24 protein-coding genes are annotated in these 22,553 nt (G+C 31.3%); 11 read left to right on the top strand and 13 right to left on the bottom strand.

The genetic code is table 11. From position 1 onward, the window contains the following. Window positions 1–88: 88 nt before the first annotated feature. The 3 genes from E5167_RS07100 (at window position 89) to E5167_RS07090 (ending at window position 5,214) form a co-directional block, all read left to right on the top strand. Window positions 89–3,115, top strand: coding sequence for a SusC/RagA family TonB-linked outer membrane protein (locus E5167_RS07100; RefSeq protein WP_136842533.1), 3,027 nt, complete (start codon window positions 89–91; stop codon window positions 3,113–3,115). Window positions 3,116–3,124: 9 nt separating this feature from the next. Beyond that, window positions 3,125–4,453, top strand: a complete 1,329-nt coding sequence (locus E5167_RS07095; RefSeq protein ID WP_136842531.1) for a RagB/SusD family nutrient uptake outer membrane protein — start codon at window positions 3,125–3,127, stop codon at window positions 4,451–4,453. Window positions 4,454–4,629: 176 nt separating this feature from the next. Further along, a complete protein-coding gene (locus E5167_RS07090) occupies window positions 4,630–5,214 on the top strand; it encodes a hypothetical protein (protein WP_136842529.1) in 585 nt (194 codons plus the stop codon). On the opposite strand, the gene E5167_RS07085 is transcribed toward E5167_RS07090, so the two are convergent. From E5167_RS07085 to E5167_RS07040, 10 genes are all read right to left on the bottom strand, one after another. After that, window positions 5,204–5,458, bottom strand: coding sequence for a DUF1361 domain-containing protein (locus tag E5167_RS07085; protein WP_239021960.1), 255 nt, complete (start codon window positions 5,456–5,458; stop codon window positions 5,204–5,206). The genes E5167_RS07090 and E5167_RS07085 overlap by 11 nt on opposite strands. Then, on the bottom strand, window positions 5,451–5,726 hold the full coding sequence (locus tag E5167_RS07080) for a hypothetical protein (RefSeq protein WP_136842525.1): 276 nt from the start codon (window positions 5,724–5,726) through the stop codon (window positions 5,451–5,453). The genes E5167_RS07085 and E5167_RS07080 overlap by 8 nt, the downstream gene beginning before the upstream one ends. Further along, window positions 5,719–6,087, bottom strand: a complete 369-nt coding sequence (locus E5167_RS07075; protein WP_136842523.1) for a ribosomal maturation YjgA family protein — start codon at window positions 6,085–6,087, stop codon at window positions 5,719–5,721. Before E5167_RS07075 ends, E5167_RS07080 begins: the two co-directional genes overlap by 8 nt. Next, window positions 6,084–6,464 (bottom strand): hypothetical protein, encoded by a 381-nt coding sequence (locus E5167_RS07070; RefSeq protein ID WP_136842522.1) that lies wholly within the window; start codon window positions 6,462–6,464, stop codon window positions 6,084–6,086. Before E5167_RS07070 ends, E5167_RS07075 begins: the two co-directional genes overlap by 4 nt. Next, window positions 6,448–7,869, bottom strand: coding sequence for a DUF4153 domain-containing protein (locus E5167_RS07065; protein WP_169301394.1), 1,422 nt, complete (start codon window positions 7,867–7,869; stop codon window positions 6,448–6,450). Before E5167_RS07065 ends, E5167_RS07070 begins: the two co-directional genes overlap by 17 nt. A 73-nt stretch (window positions 7,870–7,942) precedes the next feature. Then, window positions 7,943–8,239 (bottom strand): winged helix-turn-helix domain-containing protein, encoded by a 297-nt coding sequence (locus E5167_RS07060; RefSeq protein WP_136842518.1) that lies wholly within the window; start codon window positions 8,237–8,239, stop codon window positions 7,943–7,945. 34 nt (window positions 8,240–8,273) lie between these two features. After that, window positions 8,274–8,561, bottom strand: a complete 288-nt coding sequence (locus E5167_RS07055; RefSeq protein WP_211242136.1) for a hypothetical protein — start codon at window positions 8,559–8,561, stop codon at window positions 8,274–8,276. Window positions 8,562–8,576: 15 nt separating this feature from the next. Beyond that, a complete protein-coding gene (locus tag E5167_RS07050; RefSeq protein ID WP_136842516.1) occupies window positions 8,577–9,203 on the bottom strand; it encodes a hypothetical protein in 627 nt (208 codons plus the stop codon). Window positions 9,204–9,276: 73 nt separating this feature from the next. Next, window positions 9,277–10,971, bottom strand: a complete 1,695-nt coding sequence (gene ggt / locus E5167_RS07045; protein WP_136842514.1) for a gamma-glutamyltransferase — start codon at window positions 10,969–10,971, stop codon at window positions 9,277–9,279. A gap of 119 nt (window positions 10,972–11,090) precedes the next feature. After that, a complete protein-coding gene (locus tag E5167_RS07040; protein ID WP_136842512.1) occupies window positions 11,091–12,050 on the bottom strand; it encodes a transglutaminase domain-containing protein in 960 nt (319 codons plus the stop codon). Between the two features lie 19 nt (window positions 12,051–12,069). Here E5167_RS07040 and E5167_RS07035 point away from each other — a divergent pair, with 19 nt between their 5' ends. Continuing rightward, window positions 12,070–12,426 (top strand): DUF1801 domain-containing protein, encoded by a 357-nt coding sequence (locus E5167_RS07035; protein ID WP_394347689.1) that lies wholly within the window; start codon window positions 12,070–12,072, stop codon window positions 12,424–12,426. A gap of 38 nt (window positions 12,427–12,464) precedes the next feature. On the opposite strand, the gene E5167_RS07030 is transcribed toward E5167_RS07035, so the two are convergent. The 3 genes from E5167_RS07030 to E5167_RS07020 all read right to left on the bottom strand — a co-directional run bounded on the left by E5167_RS07030 (window position 12,465) and on the right by E5167_RS07020 (window position 14,631). Further along, on the bottom strand, window positions 12,465–13,319 hold the full coding sequence (locus E5167_RS07030) for a hypothetical protein (protein WP_169301393.1): 855 nt from the start codon (window positions 13,317–13,319) through the stop codon (window positions 12,465–12,467). 100 nt (window positions 13,320–13,419) lie between these two features. Continuing rightward, window positions 13,420–14,238: a 3-deoxy-8-phosphooctulonate synthase gene (gene kdsA, locus E5167_RS07025; protein WP_136842508.1), complete on the bottom strand. Its 819-nt coding sequence runs from the start codon at window positions 14,236–14,238 to the stop codon at window positions 13,420–13,422. 60 nt (window positions 14,239–14,298) lie between these two features. Next, complete coding sequence (locus E5167_RS07020; protein ID WP_239021959.1) at window positions 14,299–14,631, bottom strand: hypothetical protein; 333 nt, start codon at window positions 14,629–14,631, stop codon at window positions 14,299–14,301. Window positions 14,632–14,790: 159 nt separating this feature from the next. Between E5167_RS07020 and typA the strand changes: the two genes are divergently transcribed. The 7 genes from typA to E5167_RS06985 all read left to right on the top strand — a co-directional run bounded on the left by typA (window position 14,791) and on the right by E5167_RS06985 (window position 22,553). Next, window positions 14,791–16,590 carry a translational GTPase TypA gene (gene typA / locus E5167_RS07015; protein WP_136842506.1) on the top strand — a complete coding sequence of 600 codons (1,800 nt, stop codon included), beginning with the start codon at window positions 14,791–14,793 and terminating at the stop codon, window positions 16,588–16,590. Beyond that, on the top strand, window positions 16,591–16,821 hold the full coding sequence (locus E5167_RS07010) for a uroporphyrinogen decarboxylase (protein WP_136842504.1): 231 nt from the start codon (window positions 16,591–16,593) through the stop codon (window positions 16,819–16,821). A gap of 173 nt (window positions 16,822–16,994) precedes the next feature. Beyond that, entirely contained in the window at window positions 16,995–17,831 is an 837-nt protein-coding gene (locus tag E5167_RS07005; protein WP_239021958.1) for a GNAT family N-acetyltransferase, read from the top strand. Continuing rightward, entirely contained in the window at window positions 17,828–18,928 is a 1,101-nt protein-coding gene (locus tag E5167_RS07000; RefSeq protein ID WP_136842500.1) for a DegT/DnrJ/EryC1/StrS family aminotransferase, read from the top strand. The genes E5167_RS07005 and E5167_RS07000 overlap by 4 nt, the downstream gene beginning before the upstream one ends. Beyond that, on the top strand, window positions 18,929–20,230 hold the full coding sequence (locus tag E5167_RS06995; protein WP_136842498.1) for an O-antigen translocase: 1,302 nt from the start codon (window positions 18,929–18,931) through the stop codon (window positions 20,228–20,230). It begins immediately after the preceding gene. 15 nt (window positions 20,231–20,245) lie between these two features. Beyond that, complete coding sequence (locus tag E5167_RS06990) at window positions 20,246–21,079, top strand: phytanoyl-CoA dioxygenase family protein (RefSeq protein ID WP_136842496.1); 834 nt, start codon at window positions 20,246–20,248, stop codon at window positions 21,077–21,079. Beyond that, window positions 21,072–22,553: an O-antigen translocase gene (locus tag E5167_RS06985; RefSeq protein WP_136842494.1), complete on the top strand. Its 1,482-nt coding sequence runs from the start codon at window positions 21,072–21,074 to the stop codon at window positions 22,551–22,553. The genes E5167_RS06990 and E5167_RS06985 overlap by 8 nt, the downstream gene beginning before the upstream one ends.

Genomic DNA, 22,553 nt, shown 5'->3' with positions numbered 1-22,553 from the left:
TTTAGAAAGATATTTATTTGAGTTAGTCTTCGCTTTACCACAGGCTTTTTTTGGTTGTAAAACTGAATTAATAACTAAAAAAAGAATTATGAAGAAAAAATGCAAAGTTGTTTTTTTACTATTGTTTTTAAGTATTTCCATTGCTTTTGCACAACAAAAAACCGTAACGGGAACAGTTTCGGACCAATCTGGTGTTCCTCTTATAGGAGTTAACATTGTTGTAAAGGGTACAACTAATGGAACACAAACAGATTTCGATGGTAAATATTCAATTAATGTAAATGAAGGTCAGATCCTTGCATTTACGTACGTAGGACTTAAGTCTGTAGAGATAACAGTAGCCTCTTCCAATACTATAAACGTTACTATGGAGGAGGATGCTGCAGCATTAGAAGAGGTTGTCGTAATTGGTTATGGTACGCAATCCAAAAAATTACTAACAGATAATGTTGCAAAAATTGATGCGAGCCAAATTGAAGGAATTTCAACACCTAGTTTTCAAGGAGCTATTGTAGGTAAAGCAGCTGGTGTACAAATTACACAAGTTAACGGTAAAGTTGAAGGTGGTGTGAAAACCATTATTAGAGGTCTTTCTTCGGTTTCGGCATCTCAAGAGCCATTGTATATCATTGATGGAATTGAAATGAATAATAGAAACACCTCTTCTATTGGAGCTAATTTAAATCCGTTACTATCCTTAAACCCTAATGATGTTGCCTCGATTGACATTTTAAAAGATGCTTCAGCAACTGCAATTTACGGAGCAAAGGGGACTAATGGTGTTATTTTAATTACAACTAAAAGAGGAAAGCTAGGAGCATCTAAAGTGTCTGTAGATTTTTCTACAACTGTTGGAGAGCCAACCAATAAAAGAGATTGGTTAAATGCAGCTCAATATGTTGAACTTTTAAGAGAATCAGCTTTTAATAGCGGGTTTTTTGCAGATCAAGCAGCATCAGATGCATGGGTTGATGGTCGTTTACCAAGATATCAAGGTGATGAGGACTGGAGAAATGTAGATACTGATTGGCAAGAAGAAGCTTTTCAAAACAGTATCACTAAAGATGTTAACGTATCTGTATCAGGAGGAAATGAGAAAACAACAAGTTACATTTCTGGTGCTTATAATGATACCGAAGGAATTGTAAGAGGTAATAACTTAAAACGTTATAGTTTAAGAACAAACCTAGACCATAAGGTAAGTAATAAGTTTGATGTTGGTCTAAACGCAAATTATTCCAGTACAATTATTGATAGAATATCTGGAGATAATTCGTTTACAACACCACTACAAGCGATTGCGCAAGTGCCAACCTCGCCAGTATATTTAAGTAATGGAGATCCTAATGACGGTACTTTATATGCTAATTTCTTGTTGCAAGACAAGCATTCTTTTAGAAAAACATCCGTTAGAAGAATTTTAAGTAAAGTTTTTGGCGATTATCAATTCTTACCATCTTTAAGTTTTAGAACAGAATTTGGTTATGATTATTTAAGTCAGACAGTTGACAGAAATACAGGAAGACTAGCGCCTTTTCAATCCACAAATGGTCAAACATTTGCTTCTAATAATGGGACTGAAATTATATCGACAAATAATTATTTCACTTTCGATCATACGTTTGGAGAATTATCAGATTTAAATGTTGTAGCTGGTATGACGTATACTAGATTAAAAAACAGAGCGATTTCTGTTACAGGAGATGGTTTTCCAACCGACGACTTTAAATCTGTTTCAAGTGCTGCAACAATTTCAGCTGGAACAGGAACATTTACAAATTGGGCGCAAGTATCCTATTTTGCAAGAGCGACTTATAGTTATGATAATAAATATTTATTAAAGGCTTCACTTCGTAATGATGCTTCATCTCGATTTGGTGCAGACCAACGAAATGGATATTTCCCTGCAGCTTCAGCTGGATGGATTATTTCTGAAGAAGATTTCTTAAAAGGCTCTAATGTGGTTTCAAATTTAAAACTAAGAGCAAGTTGGGGAATAAATGGTAATACACCAGTTGCTAACTTTGGAAGCCTAGGACTTTACGGAGGTACTGCTTATGATGGCGTGTCTGGTATTGCTTTTACACAAATTGAAAATCCTAATTTAAAATGGGAAGAAACAGCCCAAACTGATATTGGAATCGATTTCGGATTCCTAAATAACAGAATAAGCGGTGAGATAGATTATTATGTAAAGAAAACTAATGATTTAATATTTAATGAGCGTATTCCGTTTGAAGCAGGAGCTCCAGGACATGCCATCTTGAAAAATGTTGGAAATCTTGAAAACAAAGGATTTGAATTTGTTTTAAACACGACCAATATTCAAACGGATAATTTAACATGGAAAACCAGTTTTAATATTGCAACCAATAAAAATAAGGTAACTAACTTACCTAATGGTGCAGACCTTATAACTGGAAGAAATATTCTTAGAGAAGGAGAACCTATCAATGCGTTTTATATGGCTGAATATGCTGGTGTTAATTCAAATACTGGAGATGCAGAATATTATTTAAATACTGAAAATCCAGATGGTTCTTTAAACAAGACGAAAACTAATGATTTTTCTCAAGCGCAACGTATTATTATGGGTAATCCAAATCCAGATATTATTGGAGGTTTGTCGAGTAATTTAAATTATAAAACATTCGATTTTTCGTTTACGTTCCAAGGACAATGGGGAGCAAGTTTGTATAATAACGCTGGACAATATCAAGAAACAGGTTTTGGTAATGGTTTGGATAATCAGGATGTATATATTTTCAAGAATAGATGGCAAAATCCTGGAGACATAACTAATGTGCCACAAGCGAGATTGTTTAGAAATAATGGACATTCAGCTAGTTCTAGATATTTACAAGATGCTGATTTTATTAGACTTAGAAATATAACACTTGGGTATTCACTACCAGAAAGTGTGCTAGAGAAAATAGGTTTTAGTAAAGTAAGGGTGTATTTGGCAGGTTTAAATCTAATTACCATTACAGATTATCGAGGGTATGATCCAGAATCATCAAATGATGATGCCAATACAAATACTAATGTAGGTAATACATTTTATTCGGCACCACCTGCTAAAACATTTACACTTGGAGTTAATTTAACCTTTTAAAAATACGTTATGAAAAATATAAAATATATAATCATTGTTTTATGTTCGTTTTGCATCGTTGCATGCGAAAGTGAACTGGATATAGAGCCTCAACAGAGTGTTAGTGAGGATGTTGCGACTGCAACAGCCGATAATATTGAAGCAATTTTAGTAGGTGCCTATAATACAGGTAGAGGTAATTATGATGGAGATATTGCAAACATCAGTGTACTATTTGGTAATACTGATCAAGTTGAATGGAATGGAACTTTTTCTAATCTTAGAGATATTTATTTTAAGCAGATGGTAAATAATAATGGCTCTGCAAATACTATTTATGGAAACTACTATTTGTTATTTGGGAACGTTAATACCGTTTTGGCAAATTTAGATAAGTTTACAGATCCTGATAGACAAGATCGTATTGAAGGAGAAGCTAAATTCTTAAGAGGACTTGCTTATTTTGATATGGCTCGTCTTTTTGGGCAACAATACAACGCAGCAGGAGGGAATACTCAAGAGGCAGTCCCTATTGTGTTAGATCCTCCAAATGTAACTAGGCAAGTGGCTAGAAATACAGTTGAAGAAGTCTATGTTCAAGCTATCAGTGACCTCACAGATGCTTATGCTATTCTGCCTGATGATAATGGTAATAGAGCAGATAAATATGCGGCTCAAGCATTATTGGCAAGGGTCTATTTACAGCAAGGCAATTATAGTGCTGCAAGGGATGCAGCTCATGATGTGATTGAAAATAGCGGACATAGTTTAATGCCAACTTTTAGTGCTGTTTTTGATTCAGATGATAACACAGCCGAAACTATTTTTTCTTGGGTAATTACGACCCAAGAAGGTGCTAATGCACAAGTTACTCATTTTGCAACACAAGCCTTAGGTGGTAGAGGAGGCGATATTTCAATAACACCAGCTTATTTGAGCAAGTTTGATTCACCATTAGATGAACGTGGAAATTTCTATTATACTGACGCAGGATTAACCTTGAGTTTAAAGTATGTGCGACAATTTGCCAACACAGAGCAAGTGCGCTTGGCAGAGATGCATTTAATTCGCGCAGAGTCAAATTTTAGAGAAGGTACATCATTAGGGTTAGATCCATTAGTTGAGATTAACACGTTAAGGGCAAGGTCATCTGCTCCAGCTTTAGGAGCGTTGACATTAGATTTAATACTAAATGAAAGAGAACTAGAATTAGGCTTTGAAGGTTTTGTTTTACATGATTACAAACGTACAAAGCGAAATATTGGAGGCTTACCTTATAATGATAATAAGTTAATTTTTCCAATACCGCAATCTGCTATAGATAGAAACCCATTGTTAACTCAAAACCCTGATTATTAACATAAAAAGTTTAAACTAGCAATAATAACGTTTATAACTATGAATTAAGAAAAAAGGTTGGTGCCAATGTTTATTGGTTCTTAATTCAGTGAATCCCTTCAAGTACATTCTTGGAGGGGTTTTACTTTTTAAGCTTTTTATTAATAACTTTAAGCTAAAATAAAAAAACGAAACCGATGAAAATTAAATGGATTGTAGTATTAGCTTTTTTATTCTCATTAAATATTAGCAACTCACAAAATAACCAGTTGCCATATTATGAAATTTCAGAATACCCTTCAGAATATAACGAAGGTACCGTTGTGGCTAGAATGATAGATGGACTAGGATTTAGATACTATTGGGCAACTGAAGGTTTGCGAGATGAAGACTTAGCCTTTAAACCAAGTGAAGGAGGTAGAACAACAAGTGAAACCATTGACCATATTTATGGCTTAACCAAAACCATAATTAATTCGGCGTTAAAAAAACCAAATATGGCTACCGAAGAGGCAGAAATGACCTTTGCTGAAAAAAGAGCTAAGACATTAAATCTATTAAAACAAGCTGCTGATATTTTTCGTAAAAGTGATGATTTGTCAGAATTTACTATGGTATTCGTAAGGGGAGAAAACACTACTGAGTATCCGTTTTGGAATCAAATTAATGGACCAATATCTGATGCATTATGGCATGTAGGACAAGTGATTACGCACAGACGAACTTCAGGAAACCCGTTTAACTCAAAAGTAAGCGTTCTTCAAGGTAAAGTTAGAGATTAGTTTGTTTTATCGATTTAATTACATAATAACTTAATCCTAAAAAGGCACCAAAGCAGCATGTGAAGGCCCAAGCTTCAAGATGTTGGGTTGGAGAAATTAGTATGTCCCAGATATTAAGTAGCAACATATCTGGATGTTGTAAAATATCCCAAGAATTGAATCTTAGAAAACGACCTAAATACATTCCAAACCCAGTTGAGAAGAAAATAAATAATAATAGAAAGTTAGTTTTCTTGTTACTCATGAATTTCCTCAACAGAGTTTCCATATCCAAAAGTGTTAAATAAAAAAGTACCAACCTTTGTTTTGGTTATTTGAGTTTTGCTTCTAAGATATAATGTCATGCAAAATGGAATAAAAGCTAAGAACAAATTCCACACTAAAAATAAGTAGTAAAACGATTGGTTTAGCTTTACTCTAAGTAGTAGTAGAAATCCGCTTAGCATCATTGACAATGCCATGTAAGTGAGTAACTGAAATCTAGAGTTTATGAGTGTTTTTAAATTAGTCATTGTTTAATTTCTTTTCGATTATTAGGGTAGTCAAGATGCCTAAAGTATATGCTAGTAAATCTGATACATGAAACGTACTTCCAAAAACAATTTTCGTAACCTTATTGTCTTGTAAACTCATCAATTCCAAAAATGAGGTGAGTTGTAGAAACTCAACAATAAAAGCAATACAAAGGACTATCAAACCCGTGGTAATTGGCTTTATGTCTATAAAGCTTTTGATGAAACAATACAGCATAATGACCACCAAAAAATCGCCAAACGTATGACGAATGAAGCCACTTTTTAAGAAATAAGCGATACATGCTTCAATAGCAAATAGTATTAGGAATAGTATAAAATATGTTTTATAGAATTTCATTTTATTTCAACCTTTTCTTTTGTAAACCAAACCCAAGATTGTACTGTAGTTATGTAAGCTGAAATAAAAAAACTTAACACAACAATATCAGTTGATATTTTATAAATACTATAAGCACATAAACTAAACATTAGTGTTGTATATATTGGGAAGTAAGTTTTAAAAATTCTTTGTTTATTATAGTTATCGTTTTCTAAAAACCAAAATATTGGACAAATAGTGATTAAAATGGTTAGCGCACAAATTACATATATTGGAATTAATGAAATAAAAATATATGGCACCATATCCCAGTTAAAGGTGTCTGATAAAATAATAATCCAAAATATTGAAGCAGCTAAAAGTGATGATTTCCCAATGTTACCTAGAATATGCATTTGATATAGTTTTTTTAGCAGTTACTTTTAATTTAAGATTTGAATAGGTGTATTCTTGCCAATTTCTATTGTTGACTGTTTTTATATAGTCAAGATGCTTAGTGAAAATCCTATTATTTTGTTCTGTATTAAGGTTAGTTGACTCTCTATATTCATTAAGTAAAACAGCATTGTTGTCTGATAAGTTGATGAGGTAATTTAAGTCTAATAAAGGCGCATGATTAATGTTGTATTTTGTGATGGAATAATCCCAATCAATTATGCTAAAAAGTATAAGAAATCCAAATGCTATTCGCGTATTTATTCTCATTAAAAACCAGAAATTCTTAACCTTAGAAACTTTTAGTAATGTTGTGATTAAGCCAATGAGAGTGAGAAATAGATAAATGTTAACGCCTATTCGCTTGTAGGTTAGTCCAAATGAAGCAATATAATTATAGTTTTTTGTGGCTATTAAAATGACAAGTACTGCATTTAAAAAAATCCATGTATAAGATAGGTTTTTTAGTATTCTATTATCCTTGAAAAAGTTAAGGTCTCCTCTAAAAAAGTAGAGTATTATTATAATGGCAATGATTATTGAAGCAATTAATGTATATATTCCGCTATGAACTTGACTGGAAAGGACTGAAGCGTGAGTTGAATTAATAGTACTTAATGAAATAATATCTGTAGCTAAATAGAAAACAATAAGTATATTAAGTAGTAATAATAGTATAGTGCCTAATTGTTTCTCTTTTTTTAATGCTTCAATTGAAAATGTTTCAGATTTACGTAATGTGTTACCAGTTTGTAAATCTATATTAGTTGCAGAATCTACTTGAACAGGGTTAAATATATTGCTAAATAAATAATAGCCTAATACAGTAAATAGTAACCATTGTAGATTAATAAAATCGAAATTAATTTTTGATATTATATCGTTAAAAATAGGGTTACCATTTTTGTAAAGCACTATAAAACCAATAATGAATATTAAGGGAATGCCAATGAGCTTTGTGATGTGTAAAATATCAATTGCCTTTTTTTGTGTTTCATCTTCATCTTTTATGTTTTGCTTGATAAATTTTCTATGAAAATAACCTACAATACTTGTGTAAATGCCATTATACCATTGCACATAAATGGATGATTTAGATTCTGTTACACTTCCAATCAAGGTCAAAAAGGCTATGATGTTTGCTAGTATTGACAAATTAGTGTATTGAATAAATACTAAAGCTGCTGTTAACAAGTAAATGAATATGTATAATAGGGTAGTTTTATTTTTGAATTTATGTGTATTGCTAACTGCTAGTATTATTACTGTTAATACACTAAAAATTGAAATGTTCAATCCAATTTGTTGATTGTAGAATAAAGTACTAAATAAGATGGATGAGATAATTATTATTATGTGTTTCATGTTTATTATTATTATGTGTTTCATGTTTATACTAAATTTCACTTTGAATTTCAAAGTAGATTGATAAATTTTTTTACTTCTGTTTATTAATAATACGTTCTAGGGCATTGATATGGTCTTTAAATGCTTTTTTTCCAATTTTGGTAGCACTGTAACGTGTGTTGGGTTTTCTACCAATAAATTGTTTTTCTATGCTTATAAAATCTTCTTTTTCAAGAGCTTTTAAATGACTTGCTAAATTACCATCAGTAACATCTAGTAATTCTTTAAGTGTATTGAAATCGGCATACTCATTTACCATTAAAATAGACATGATGCCTAACCTAATACGGTGGTCGAATGCTTTATTTATGTTTGTTAGTAAGCTCATAATACTTCCTGCATCAGCAGGAATCTCTTTTAATTTAACTTCCTGCTAAAGGTGTTCCAAAAATGCTAACAGCCAATTCTGCCCAAATCAATAATAATAGTGCAAGAGTAATTACAATTAAAGCTATTCGGTTTTCTTTTGTTTTTACTTTTCTCATTACAAATTCGCATACTAACCCTGTTCCAATAAGTAATACGCCAGCTATTATAAAGTCAGATAAAGTCCAATTTACCTCATTAGTAAACTGCATTGCTACTAATGGGATTAAAAGTATAAATGCTATTGATGTGATAATATAAGTGAGTCGTTTATTTTGTATCATGATTCTCAATTTATATTATTTTCTATCGTATTTAAAATGCATTAATGCGCCATAAATAATATGACATACTCCAAAGCCCAAAGCCCAAAAGAATAAACCATATCCTAAAAACCAAACGGATGCTAAACCGATAAGTATCATCGTGATTCCAAAATAACGAATGTATCCTAAAGTATATTTGCTGGCGTTAACTAATGCAAGACCATAAAAAACAAGAGTTAATGGTGCTACAAAAGCATAAATTTCTTTTTCAATTAGAAATAATATAAAGAATCCTCCAGTTGCTAAAGGAATTAAAAAGTTAATTAGCAGTCGTTTTGAGGCAGAATTCCAGAAACTTTCATTTTGAGTTTTAGCTTTTTGCCAGCTTAAAAAAACGCCTGTAATGATAGACAAAGTAACTACAGCAAATGCTATTAAAACTATATTTATAATATCTTTTCCATCTAGAATCAATGTTCTATAACCATCATTTGAGATTACATTATCTCTATAAATAATTGTATAACCAAGGTAAGCTCCTATAAGCGCGTAAATACCTGCGAGTATACCTGATAAACCACTTAGTGACATAAATCGAGATGATTTATTCATAAGATGCTTAATCTCGCTTAGGTCTTGTAAATAATCTTTTGATTTCATATTAAAAGTACTTTGAATTACAAAGTAAGTAAAACTAATCTATATCTACAACTAATTTTTTGTTAAATTAAATTTAATAACCTATTGCGCCACCATCAGGTCTGGCAGAATCTGATGCGCCTGTAATGATGCCTAATTCAGTATTGAAAGTGATACCCATTAAAACTCCTAAACTAGAACGTGCAGAAAGTTTATGTCCCATAGCTTCAAGTGCTTTTCTTGTATCGGGAGACATAAGGTGCTTTTCATAAGTTAAAACATCTGGAAACCATTGGTGGTGAATTTTCATGGCTTCAATGGCTTTGTCTATACGCATGTCAAACTCTAATACATTAAGTGTTGTTTGAAATACGGTATTGATAATAGTACGACCTCCTGGACTACCTATAATTAAATAAGGTTTTCCATCTTTTCCAACAATAGTTGGTGTCATACTAGATAACATGCGTTTTTCTGGTGCAATCAAATTAGGTTTAGTTCCAATTTGATAGCCTGATGTTGTTATTCCTGGAACAGCATTAAAATCGCCCATTTCGTTGTTAAAAATAAATCCAAGTTCTTTAGATCCCATCTTAACACCATAACTGTGTTCTAAGGTATAAGTCATTGAAACAGCATTCCCATCTTTGTCTAAAACCGAAAAATGAGTCGTATTTTTACCATCATATGGATGCCCAAATTTTGTAGAATCACTTACTGAAGCACGCTCCATGTCTAAATTATCAAAACGATTTTTGGCATGCGCTTTAGAGATTAATTTATCAACTGGCATGTCAGGATTAAAATCTGGATCTCCTAAATGTTCAGCTCTATCAGCATAAGCTCTACGCATTGCTTCGGCAACCACATGAACATATTCTGTAGAGTTAAACTCAATATTTTTCCAATCTACTAACTCCATAGTGTTCATCATTTGAATAAGGGTTGCTCCACCAGAACTTGGAGGTGGCATACCATAAATATCAAATCCTTTGTATGTACCTTTTACAGGTTTACGCTCTATAGCATCATATTTTGCAAGATCTTTTTTGGTGATAATGCCACCATTTTCTTTCATATAATCTTCAATTTTTTGAGCTACTTCTCCTTTGTAAAAACCGTCTTTTCCTTTATCTCGAATATGTTTAAGTGTATTAGCTAATGCCTTTTGTTTCCATAGTTGTCCAGGTTCTGTTACTTCACCATTTTCATTATCAAAATAAGAAGACATAAAAGGATATTGGTTGCTCTTTTTATATCTTTCAGCGGTAAAGTATAACGACCAGATAAATTCGAACCCATGTTCTGCTTGGTCTATAGCTGGTTGTACAACATCCTTCCAAGGTAGTTTTCCATATTTTTGATGCGCTGCATATAATCCTGCAACTGTACCAGGAACTCCAACTGCTTTTAAGCTATCGTGATTACTATTATCTTTTACTTTACCGTCTTCTCCTAAAAACATTGTTGGCGTTGATGCAAGTGGCGCTTTTTCACGAAAATCAAAGGTAGTCACATCACCGTCAGATTTCATATATACAATAAAACCACCGCCACCAATATTTCCTGCTGCTGGATGAGTAACAGCTAGGGAAAAAGCGGTCGCAACTGCTGCATCTATAGCATTACCACCTTTTTTAAGGATGTCTATTCCTGTTTGTGAGGATGTTTTATTAGCTGAGACTACCATGCCATTTTTGGCATAAGTTTGTGCTACAACTTGCGATGTTGCAAATAAAAAAATAAGTGATAAAAAAGATAATAAGGATTGCTTAAAATGTAATTTCATGTTGATGCTATTTGAGAAATAATATTAGTGTTTAAAGTTAAACTTTTTTGAATATTTAAAAAGAATTTTGGTAATAGACTTAATCTTATTTATAAGAGGAGAGAATTATAATGGGATTTCTAATTTACGGTAAAGTTTATTATTGGGTTTAAATTTACATAAAGTGTAAGTATGTTACTAGTGTTGCTTTTGTAATTAATTCTTGCCTGATAGGTGTTGCCCTCAATCTTTTTTAGTCTTAGATGTTTTACATATTTATCATCTAAAAGACTATAATGCAGTCTTTCTTTGTTACTCTTTTTATCAAAAAATAATATTATTTCATTTTCTGTAACTTTTATATTTCCTTTATGTTTATGATTTAATTTAAGTTTACTTTTATAATAATGAGCATAGAAAATGGGTTTCTGATAAAAAGACGTTAAACTTATTGGATTATCCAGTAGTTGCCATCTATCATACTGAGGATAATGTGAGGTGATAAAATGTTCTGGTTTTGTAAAATAGTAGAAGTCATTAAACGATTTAATCCATTTTCCAGATTTTGGATCCATAAATCCGCTAGACCAAGTAATATCTAATAAATGCCATTTGTTATTTACTTTAACAGTATTCCATGCATGGTTTTTTGTTGTTTTAAATGAATTTATTTCAGTTGGATTTACTCTTGATATTCCTTTAACTATTCTTGATTCAAGGTTTAAAAGATTACATAATTCAACAAACATAGCACTATAGCCTTCGCAAAGAGCCTTTTTACTTATAAGTGCAAAATCTATTTTTCGTTTTAGATATTTTTTTTGAGTTTCTTTATAGCTTTTATCATCTTTATAGCTTATGAATCTTAACGGCTTTGGTTTTTTGTAAGCTTCAATATCATAGTCTATATTAATGGCAATCCAAGTATAAGCTGCTCTTGCTTTTTCAGACTCTTTTTTAAAATCATTTTTGATTTTATTGCTTAAAGAAATTAAACTATGAAATTGTGGATATTCAGATACTGTTTTATCAACTAATTTGTAGTTTTGAGAAACAACAATAGATGAGATAAAAAAGAAAGCAAAAGTTAAATAACGCATACATTAAATATAAAAAAAATTGAAACCAGTTGACACTTATTTTTTTAAACAACAAGAGCCTTACCAGTCTATCATGCTTTACATAAGAAATGTAATACTTAAAACATTGCCAAATGTTGAGGAGAGGTATAGTTATAATATTCCTTTTTATTATTATAACAAGAAGCCATTTTGTTATCTAAACATATTAAAAGGGACTAGGTTTGTGGATGTTGCTTTTTTAAAGGGAGCAATTTTAAAGGATGAATTTCCTCAATTACACGATTATAATAACCGAAAGCATGTAAGGTCTTTACAGTTTGTTAGTATAGAAAATATTGATGAACCTTTACTTGTTAAGGTAATAAAGGCAGCCGCAGCATTGTCGGATAAATAGATTAAAGCTATTATAAATTAACTTTGTGATATTACAGGTTACAACCTAAAAATCCCTCCAATGGAAATGACTCGTTGTAAATAATAAAAATCTTGTGAAGCATTATCATTAGAACTATTTGTTGTACGGATATCATTCAAGTCAATATATCCACCTTTTAAATCTGTTTGAATATAAAAATGTTTAAAAAAAGTAAAGTTTAACCCAAGTTTAAAAGATAAACCATATCCAGAAAGATGAAAAGTATCGTTTCTTTTTTTGTCTAATAAGGAGGTGTTGGTTTTTGGGTAAAGTCCACCAACACCAAAACCTTCAGTTATGTTTATTTGAAACTTATCTGTGTTATTGATGTTGAATAAAGATGAGATGTCATCAAACCTTGCAACTTCAACATAAATATAGTTTAAGCCGTCGGTATGTTCAAATTTTAAAAAATCTTCAGATACAAAAAAGTTTTCATTATCGTAATTCCCATTGTATATGCTTCCTGATTCATTATTTGGTAGGTCAATGAAGCCATTTACGGTTCTAAATCTATTTCTATCCATGATATATTTCATATGATCTACACCAATGGCAATTGAATATTTGTCAGAAATAAAGTACCCTATTTTCGCATTGGTTTGAGGTATTGTAAGTCGTTCAGGATTAATATAATCTATATGCCAGCCTTTAGGTTTGTCATGAGCTGTAGCGTCTTTAATTGTAAAATGATATCCTTTACCTTTAAAGGTTATGTCTGATTTGGAATAGGAGGCTCGATTACCACCCCAACTTAAAAAGAATTTTCCTTTATTAGAGGCTGTGTATTTTATAGGGTTTTGAGCATGTATATTGTTGTATAAGAGGTTGAGGATAGAAGCACCTATCAGGCTTAATAAATATCTTTTCATTTTAATTTTTAACTTGCGTAGGTAGCCTTAGACGCAAAAAAAATTAAACACTTAAAAAAAATATGTAGAAAATTTATAGAATGTTTTTTTGAAGCCTGTTTTAAAGAGCTTGAACCGTTTTTCTAATAGCAACTAAATTAGAAAGTAAAGTTTCTAAATTATCTAGGTGTAACATGTTGGCTCCATCACTTTTTGCATTTGTAGGGTCAAAATGCGTTTCAATAAATAAACCATCTACATTATTTACAACACCAGCTCTAGCAATGGTTTCAATCATGTCTGGTCGTCCTCCAGTAACGCCAACCGATTGGTTAGGTTGTTGTAAAGAATGGGTGACATCTAAAATAGTAGGTGCATATTGACGCATGGTAGGAATGCCTCTAAAGTCAACAATCATATCTTGATAGCCAAACATAGTACCTCTATCTGTAATCCACACTTTGTCGTTACCAACATCTTTAACCTTTTGCACAGCATGCTTCATAGCTTCAGGACTCATAAACTGCCCTTTTTTTAGGTTTACTACTTTGCCTGTTTTTGCAGCAGCAACAACCAAATCGGTTTGACGCACTAAAAACGCAGGAATTTGTAATACATCAACATATTGTGCCGCTTTTTTGGCGTCACTTGCCTCATGTATATCTGTAACCGTTGGAACATCAAAAGTTTCTGAAACTTTTTTTAGAATTTTTAAAGCCTTTTCGTCGCCAATGCCTGTAAAACTATCAATGCGGCTTCTATTGGCTTTTTTAAAGCTGCCTTTAAAAATATAAGGAATCTCAAGCTTGTTGGTAATGTTAATTACTTTTTCAGCAATTTGCATTGCCATGTCTTCACCTTCAATGGCACAAGGTCCTGCAAGTAAAAAAAAATTATTTGAGTTTGTATGTTTAATTTTTGGTATGTCTTGAAGAGTCATTAGCTTATATTTTCAAGCCACAAAGATATACATTTTTAGAACGCTCGTTTTAAACTATTTCTAATAATCCATAAGGACATTAAAGTTGCTAAAAGATAACGCCCCTCCAACAATTATAAATTGTTTTGCAGTTATACCAAATGAAATAACACCTAACACATCAGATAAATATGCTAAAATGAAGTAAGACGAAATGCAAACAAAGGTTGTCCCTAAGGCAAAATTCAATTTATTGTTTGGTTTAATCATTTGCCAAACAAACGGAATTCCAAAAATTAGAATAGGAAAAGCAAAAATGCCTTCATTTTTATTAACATCTGTAAACCACAGCCCAATAAAGACTAAAAAATATAAATAGGGTATAAATTTTATGTATTTGCTTAAACCTTTCATTTGCAAAGTTTTTTTGTTTTTAGTCTTTTTAACGCAATGACAATACCAATATTTTGTATAAGCTATCGAATAACAAATATTTAACATCTTAATGAAATTATATTTATAATAAATGGTAACAAAATTAAATGTACCTTTGCACGCGCAAAATTAGGCACTATGACCAATATTAAAAATATAGCGATTATCGCTCACGTTGATCACGGTAAGACTACTCTGGTTGACAAAATAATGTATCACTGTCAGTTATTTCGTGAAAACGAAAATACGGGAGATTTAATTCTAGATAATAACGATCTAGAACGTGAACGTGGTATTACTATTACATCTAAGAATGTATCAGTAACTTATAAAGGCACGAAAATTAATATTATTGATACTCCTGGTCACGCCGATTTTGGTGGAGAAGTAGAGCGTGTTCTTAATATGGCTGATGGTGTACTGTTATTAGTTGATGCTTTTGAAGGCCCAATGCCGCAAACACGTTTTGTATTACAAAAAGCTATTGATTTAGGTTTAAAACCATGTGTGGTTGTAAATAAAGTTGATAAAGAAAATTGCACACCTGATGAGGTTCATGAAGCAGTTTTCGATTTAATGTTCGAACTTGGTGCCGAAGAGTGGCAACTGGATTTTCCAACAGTTTATGGTTCTGCCAAAAACAACTGGATGAGTGATGATTGGAAAAATGAAACCGATAACATCGAGCCATTATTAGATATGGTCATCAATCATATACCTTCTCCAAAAGTAAAAGAAGGAACTACACAAATGTTAATTACATCGTTGGATTACTCTTCATTTACAGGAAGAATAGCTATTGGAAGGTTACAACGAGGAACCTTAAAGTCAGGAATGCAGGTGTCTCTTGTAAAACGTGATGGAAGTATTTTAAAGTCTAAAATAAAAGAATTACATACGTTTGAAGGACTAGGACGTAAAAAGGTAGATGAGGTTGTTGCTGGAGATATTTGTGCTATTGTTGGTCTTGAAGGTTTTGAAATAGGTGATACTATTGCTGATATAGAAAACCCTGAAGGTTTAAAAACAATTGCTATCGATGAGCCAACAATGAGTATGCTATTTACTATTAATGACTCACCATTTTTTGGTAAAGATGGAAAATATGTGACTTCTCGTCATATTAAAGAACGTTTAGACAAAGAGCTAGAAAAGAACTTAGCACTTAGAGTTAAAGAAACAGATAGTGCAGATAAGTTTATTGTTTTTGGTCGTGGTGTGTTGCATTTATCTGTATTAATTGAAACGATGCGTCGTGAGGGTTATGAGCTTCAAATTGGTCAGCCTCAAGTAATCATTAAAGAAATTGATGGTGTTAAATGCGAACCTGTTGAAGAAATGACTATTGATCTACCTGAAGAAGTTTCTGGTAAAGCTATTGAAATGGTTACTATGCGAAAAGGGGAGATGCTAAGTATGGAAGCTAAAGGCGACCGAATGGTTTGCCAATTTATGGTGCCTTCAAGAGGTATTATTGGTTTGCGTAATCAGTTATTAACTGCTACAGCTGGTGAAGCTATTATGGCACACCGTTTTAAAGAGTATCAACCAATAAAAGGAGGTATTCCTGAACGTCAAAACGGATCGTTAGTATCTATGGAAAAAGGACAAGCCATTCCTTATTCTATTGATAAGTTGCAAGAAAGAGGTAAGTTTTTTGTTGATCCAGGCGAAGATATTTACGAAGGGCAGGTAATTGGTGAAAACTCTCGTGGAGACGATATGGTGGTAAATGTTACCAAAACAAAAAAACTGAGTAACGTGCGTTCATCAGGTGCTGATGATAAAGCTAAAATTGTACCAGCTATTAAGTTCTCGCTAGAGGAAGCGTTGGAGTATATTCAAAAAGATGAGTATGTAGAGGTAACACCAAATCACTTACGTTTACGTAAAATATTACTTAAAGAAGTAGATAGAAAACGTTCTAAAAGCATTTAGGTGGAGATTTTAGGAGTTTCATTAACCGAATGGGTTGGTTATGCTGCTATGTTAGCATTACTAATTTCTTTTATGATGAAAGATGTTAGAAAGTTACGCTTAATAAACTCTATCGGAGCTATTCTATTTGTTGTTTATGGCTTTATGCTAGCTATTTCTTGGCCAATTATAATAACTAACGTAGCGATACTTTGTATAAATTTCTATTATTTGTTTGTTAAGAAAAATTAGTACTTTCACGGTATAATTACTAAAAACAAAAAACTATTTTTTCAGTAGAAAAATACAGTGAAAGTTATAAGCACCTTTGGAATAATTTTATAGCAAAATCCAAAAATGCCACGTTTTTATTTTACCGTGATTTTATCGAATACCATAATGATAGATTTCATGATTTTTCATTATTGGTTTTTAAAGATGAAGTACTGATTGCAATTTTTCCGGCCAATAAAGACAAAAATAGTGTGTGTTCACATCAAGGATTAACTTATGGAGGGATTATTCTTAGTGAAGGAATTACTTTCAATGATACATTATTAGCTTATAAAGAGCTCTTAAAATTTCTTCATAAGAAAAATGTTAAAGAGCTTCATTTAAAACTACTACCTAAAATTTATCACACGTTGCCAAGTGACGAATTACAGTATCTACTTTTTAAAACTAAAGCACAAGTAACACGAACAGATGTTACTTCGGTAATTGAAGCAAAATATAAATTACCAATACAATCTTCAAATCGAAAACGAGGCTTAAAAAAAGCCTTATCTCAAAATTTAGAAGTAAAAGAAGTAGATGATTTTAAGGATTTTTGGAATAAGATATTAATTCCAAACCTTAAAAAAGCACATCAAGTAGTTCCAGTACATTCGTTGTCTGAAATCACTCAGCTTAAATCTAACTTTCAAAAACATATTAGGCAATTTAATGTTTATAATAATGACAAAATTGTTGCAGGTGCTACTGTTTTTGATACTAAGCATGTAGCACATGTGCAGTATATATCTGCTAATGCTGATAAGCAAAAATTAGGAAGCTTAGATTTTCTTTTTGATTACCTAATTAATAATATATTTAAAACTAAAAAGTATTTCGATTTTGGAATTTCAAACATTAATCAAGGTCAACAAATAAATGAAGGATTGCTTTCATGGAAAGAATCTTTTGGAGCTAGAACTATAGTGCACGAATTCTATCGTGTAGAAACTAAAAATTATGTAGAACTTAATTCTGTTTTTGTATGATTCGTTTTATGGATTTGCATAGTATTAATAAGCGCTTTGACAAAGAATTTATAAAAGCATATACTGGTTTTTTAGCTTCAGGAAGCTATATTTTAGGTGATGAGGTAGATACTTTTGAAACTAATTTTGCAAATTATTGTGGCACTAAATTTTGTATTGGTACTGCAAATGGTTTAGATGCTTTAATATTAATTTTTAAAGCCTATATAGAGCTTGGTTTGTTGGAAAAAGGTGATGAAGTAATAGTTCCTGCAAATACTTATATAGCCTCAATATTAGCTATTATCCATGCAGGATTACATCCTGTTTTGATTGAACCAGATGAAGAGACCTTTAATATATCTCCTACTAAAGTAGAAGATGCTATTACTTGGAAAACAAGAGCAGTAATGGCTGTACATTTATATGGGCAATTAGCTGATATGAATTCAATTAGCGAGTTAGTAAAAAAATATAACCTCTTACTTATTGAAGATGCTGCTCAAGCACATGGTGCTAAAAATAATGATGGTGTAAAAGCTGGAAATTTTGGTAATGCGGCTGGATTTAGTTTTTACCCAAGTAAAAACCTTGGCGCTTTAGGAGATGGAGGTTGTGTTACTACAAACAATCTTGAATTAGCCAACATGATTCGTAAATTGAGTAATTATGGAGCAGACTCAAAGTATGTTAACGCAGTAAAGGGTTATAACTCTAGATTAGACGAAATTCAAGCTATGTTTTTGAATATTAAATTACCTTTTCTAGATCGAGATAATGGTCACAGAACTGAAATAGCCAATACATATTTTTCTAAAATAAGTTCTAATAAAATTAAGTTACCAAATTTTTCAAAAGATGGTGACCATGTATTTCATCAATTTGTTATAAGAGTTGATAATAGAGATAATTTTGTAAACTACTTGAATAAAAAAGGTGTAGAAACCCTAATTCATTACCCAATTCCACCTCATAAGCAAAAGGCTTTGAAAGAATATTCTTATTTAAACCTTCCAATTACTGAAAAAATTCATAAAACAGTTGTAAGTTTGCCATTGTACCCAACAATGAACAAACAAGATGTGCAAAAAATTATTGAGCTAATAAATACCTACTAATTGAAAAAGTTAATAAAGTATATTAATAGCAAGGTTTTAGTTAAAGTTGCTTGGTTACATTCTGCCACAGTTTTAACTAAGATTGTTTCAGGCTTTTTAACCACAAAGTTTGTAGCAATTTTTATTGGTGCCGAAGGATTAGCTTTAATAGGTAATTTAAGAAGTTTTTTCACCTCAATCCAAACATTTGCAACACTTGGTTTGTATAATGGTGTTGTAAAGTTTATTGGAAAATTTAAAGAAGATGCATCTAAACTAAGTAAAACAATTTCTACTGCCTACTATGCAGGTTTTTTTGCCACGATTTTAGTGAGTTTACTGTGTTATTACAACGCTGAAGCCTTAAATGCTTTTTTATTTTCTAATCGATATAATTTTACTTACATCATAAAAATTATGGCATTGGCAGTGCCTTTCTACTCACTAAACATGTTTTGTTTTTCTATTATGAATGGATTTTCAAAATATAGAATACTGTTAGTTATAAATATTATTGGACAACTCATGGGGTTAGCAGTAACCCTGTTGTTAATATGGAAAGATAACATTGATGGCGCACTTATTTCGGTAGTTATTTCACCTTCGCTTATATTTTTAATTACACTTGTAGGTATTTTAAATAGACGAAGTTTAATAAGTCAAATTAGGGTTGAAAATATAGATTTTAAATGGATAAAAAAGTTTGCTCCATTTGTTTTAATGGCTATTGTGTCAGGAATTATTTTGCCATTAGTGATGATCGCTATTAGAAATTATATAATTACTTCCCAAGGTATGAATAGTGCAGGTTACTGGGAGGCAATGAATAGGATTTCAACCTATTATTTAATGTTTGTAAACTCATTAATGACACTTTATTTTTTACCAAGATTCACTGAAATTAAGGATAAGAAAGAATTCAAGGCTGAGGTGTTAGGCTTTTACAAAAATATAGCACCAGTTTTTGGTTTGGGGCTTTTAGTAATTTATTTGCTTAAACCTTTTATTGTATTATTATTTTTAACTGACGATTTTACACCTGTTGAGCAATTATTTGGATGGCAACTATTAGGTGATTTTATTAAAATTTTATCAGTATTAATTGCGTATAATTTTATTGCTAAAAAAATGTTTTGGCATTTTGTAATAACAGAATTATTCCTGGTTTTTATGACTTATTTTACAAGTATTTATTTAGTTGATATGTTTGGGGTTGTTGGTGCTAATATGGCACATTTTATTAGTTATGTAATGTACTTTATAATTATATTGTTAATTTTTAGTAGCTCTATATTTGGTGTAATACCTGAACCTGATGAGTAAATAAACTCCTGAAATATGAACAAAAAAAATTGTTATGTAAACATTGATGCTTCAAAATTTGAATTTCAAGTTGAAGGCGATTTCTTTTGGGGAAAAGAAGAGTTGCTTTATGAAAAAGAACACAGTGTTATATCTAAAACAGATTGGGAATCTTTAGGGTATGCTTGTGTAAAAGTAATTGAGGAAAATGAGTTTGATAACCTCAAGCATTCCATATACACAAATATTATTAAAGCTTTAAAATTAAATAATATCAAATTTAATGAAGATACTTTTACTTTGAGCAATTATCATAAAATTGTGCATAATGATGCACTTCATTTAAAAGTCATTGATATTACAAGAAATTTAACTAATGGAGATTTTAACTTTGATATTAATGCATTGGCCGAGCGATTTGGAAAAATATTGGGTTATAAATTTACTTCATGGATTGAAGAGTTAAAAAAAACACATGTGCAAATACGAATTAATAGACCAAACTCCTTAGATATAAACCCTCCACACAGAGATGGATATTTAAGTTATTGGAAAGATATTATTAATGTCTGGATTCCTATTGAGGGATGTAACGAACAAACATCTTTACCTGTTTGTCCTGGAAGCCATTTAATAAAAGAAAGCGATATCTTTAGAACTAAAAGTAAAGGTGCTAAAATTAATGGCAACACGTATTATGTACCATGTATTTTAAAAACAAAACAAGGTATGCTTAATATGGTTAGACCAAACCCTAAACAAGGAGAAGCATTAATTTTTACGCCTTTTTTAATTCATGGTGCAGCCATAAACAATAGTGATGTTACTAGAGTTTCTTTAGAATTACGTTTTCCTAGAGTACATGAATAATGATAAAAAATCATATCGCAACATTTTAAAAGCAACGTCTTTATTTAGTGGTGTTCAAATTTTAAGTGTTTTAATTTCCATTGCTAAATCAAAACTAGCAGCGATACTTATTGGTCCAACAGGAATGGGTATTGTGGGTGTATTAAATTCTACTTTAAATGTTATCACTGGTTTTTCTCAATTAGGTTTAGATGTTAGTGCTGTAAAAGAGATTTCAGCATTTAAGGATAAAGATGAAAGTAAAACCATAAAACTTATAAATGTTTTAAAACGATTATGTTGGATAACAGGATTACTAGGAGCTATCATCACTTTTGTGCTTTCTTCTTGGTTAAGTGAGTTAGTTTTTAATAATTCTATTCATACTATCTCGTTTATGCTTTTGTCTTTAGCTGTGTTGTTTAACCAATTAACTGTTGGGAACTTGGCAATTTTACAGGGCTTAAGAAGATTAAAAAAGCTTGCAAAAGCTTCGTTATGGGGAAGCTTCTGTAGTTTAATTGTTATAGTGCCATTGTACTATTATTATGGTATTGATGGTATTGTCCCAGCTATTATTTTAATTGCTTTTTTTACCTATATATTTTCTTGGCTTTATAGCAGAAAGGAATATATCAAGCAACCAAAACTAACATTAGAAGATACTATCCATGAAGGAAAATCAATGGTAAGATTGGGCTTTGTTTTAAGTCTTGGGAGTTTGGCAACTATTGTTTCTATTTATGCTACACAAATATTCATAACCAATAAAGGTGGTATTGAAGAAGTTGGTTTTTATAATGCTGCTTTTATAATTATTAATGCCTATGTTGGAGTGATTTTTACTGCCATGAGTAAAGATTATTTTCCAAGATTATCTTCAATTGTAAACGAGCCTACAAAAATGCTTAATGTGGTTAACCAGCAAGCTTATGTTGCTATTTTGCTGTTAACTCCCATAATTGTCATATTTCTAGCATTCATTCCTACAATCATTAGTATTTTGTTTACTAAAGAATTTATGCCAATTATAGGTGTTCTCACTTTCGGAATTTTAGCCACACTATTTAAAGCTATATCATGGTCCATGGGCTATATTCTAGTAGCAAAAGGCGACTCAAAACTATATTTAATAACTGAAGTTACGTTTAGCTTTTTATTAATTTTGATGAGTGTTTTTGGATATGTTTATGGAGGACTTACAGGTGTTGGAGTAAGTTATTTGGTATATTATGTTATGTACTTAATAGGTGTGAAAATAATTGCCAAAAGCAAGTATGAATTTAAATTTGAAACCAAATTTTATAAAGCTCTTCTTGTTTGTATAGTGTTTTGTTTTGGAGCTTTTTTAATAACTTATATTAATAATATGTATTTAAAATATGGGTTATTATTTGTTTTTATTATTACATCAAGTATTTTTAGCATCAATAGATTAGATAAAGAAACCGATTTAGTTAAGGAACTAAAAAAACGGATAACAAAACGTAAATAA

Origin of the sequence: Pontimicrobium aquaticum (assembly GCF_005047595.1) — a bacterium.
Lineage (GTDB): Bacteria > Bacteroidota > Bacteroidia > Flavobacteriales > Flavobacteriaceae > Pontimicrobium > Pontimicrobium aquaticum.
Note: the sequence above shows the minus strand (reverse complement) of the source record. Positions and strands in the feature narration are given on the sequence as shown.

Excerpts from the sequence above, each read along its gene's own strand:
- E5167_RS07100 (WP_136842533.1), top strand. The coding sequence starts at position 89 with ATGAAGAAAAAATGCAAAGTTGTTTTTTTACTATTGTTTTTAAGTATT.
- E5167_RS07095 (WP_136842531.1), top strand. The coding sequence starts at position 3,125 with ATGAAAAATATAAAATATATAATCATTGTTTTATGTTCGTTTTGCATC.
- E5167_RS07090 (WP_136842529.1), top strand. The coding sequence starts at position 4,630 with ATGAAAATTAAATGGATTGTAGTATTAGCTTTTTTATTCTCATTAAAT.
- E5167_RS07085 (WP_239021960.1), bottom strand. The coding sequence starts at position 5,458 with ATGAGTAACAAGAAAACTAACTTTCTATTATTATTTATTTTCTTCTCA.
- E5167_RS07080 (WP_136842525.1), bottom strand. The coding sequence starts at position 5,726 with ATGACTAATTTAAAAACACTCATAAACTCTAGATTTCAGTTACTCACT.
- E5167_RS07075 (WP_136842523.1), bottom strand. The coding sequence starts at position 6,087 with ATGAAATTCTATAAAACATATTTTATACTATTCCTAATACTATTTGCT.
- E5167_RS07070 (WP_136842522.1), bottom strand. The coding sequence starts at position 6,464 with ATGCATATTCTAGGTAACATTGGGAAATCATCACTTTTAGCTGCTTCA.
- E5167_RS07065 (WP_169301394.1), bottom strand. The coding sequence starts at position 7,869 with ATGAAACACATAATAATAATTATCTCATCCATCTTATTTAGTACTTTA.
- E5167_RS07060 (WP_136842518.1), bottom strand. The coding sequence starts at position 8,239 with ATGAGCTTACTAACAAACATAAATAAAGCATTCGACCACCGTATTAGG.
- E5167_RS07055 (WP_211242136.1), bottom strand. The coding sequence starts at position 8,561 with ATGATACAAAATAAACGACTCACTTATATTATCACATCAATAGCATTT.
- E5167_RS07050 (WP_136842516.1), bottom strand. The coding sequence starts at position 9,203 with ATGAAATCAAAAGATTATTTACAAGACCTAAGCGAGATTAAGCATCTT.
- ggt (WP_136842514.1), bottom strand. The coding sequence starts at position 10,971 with ATGAAATTACATTTTAAGCAATCCTTATTATCTTTTTTATCACTTATT.
- E5167_RS07040 (WP_136842512.1), bottom strand. The coding sequence starts at position 12,050 with ATGCGTTATTTAACTTTTGCTTTCTTTTTTATCTCATCTATTGTTGTT.
- E5167_RS07030 (WP_169301393.1), bottom strand. The coding sequence starts at position 13,319 with ATGAAAAGATATTTATTAAGCCTGATAGGTGCTTCTATCCTCAACCTC.
- kdsA (WP_136842508.1), bottom strand. The coding sequence starts at position 14,238 with ATGACTCTTCAAGACATACCAAAAATTAAACATACAAACTCAAATAAT.
- E5167_RS07020 (WP_239021959.1), bottom strand. The coding sequence starts at position 14,631 with ATGAAAGGTTTAAGCAAATACATAAAATTTATACCCTATTTATATTTT.
- typA (WP_136842506.1), top strand. The coding sequence starts at position 14,791 with ATGACCAATATTAAAAATATAGCGATTATCGCTCACGTTGATCACGGT.
- E5167_RS07000 (WP_136842500.1), top strand. The coding sequence starts at position 17,828 with ATGATTCGTTTTATGGATTTGCATAGTATTAATAAGCGCTTTGACAAA.
- E5167_RS06990 (WP_136842496.1), top strand. The coding sequence starts at position 20,246 with ATGAACAAAAAAAATTGTTATGTAAACATTGATGCTTCAAAATTTGAA.
- E5167_RS06985 (WP_136842494.1), top strand. The coding sequence starts at position 21,072 with ATGAATAATGATAAAAAATCATATCGCAACATTTTAAAAGCAACGTCT.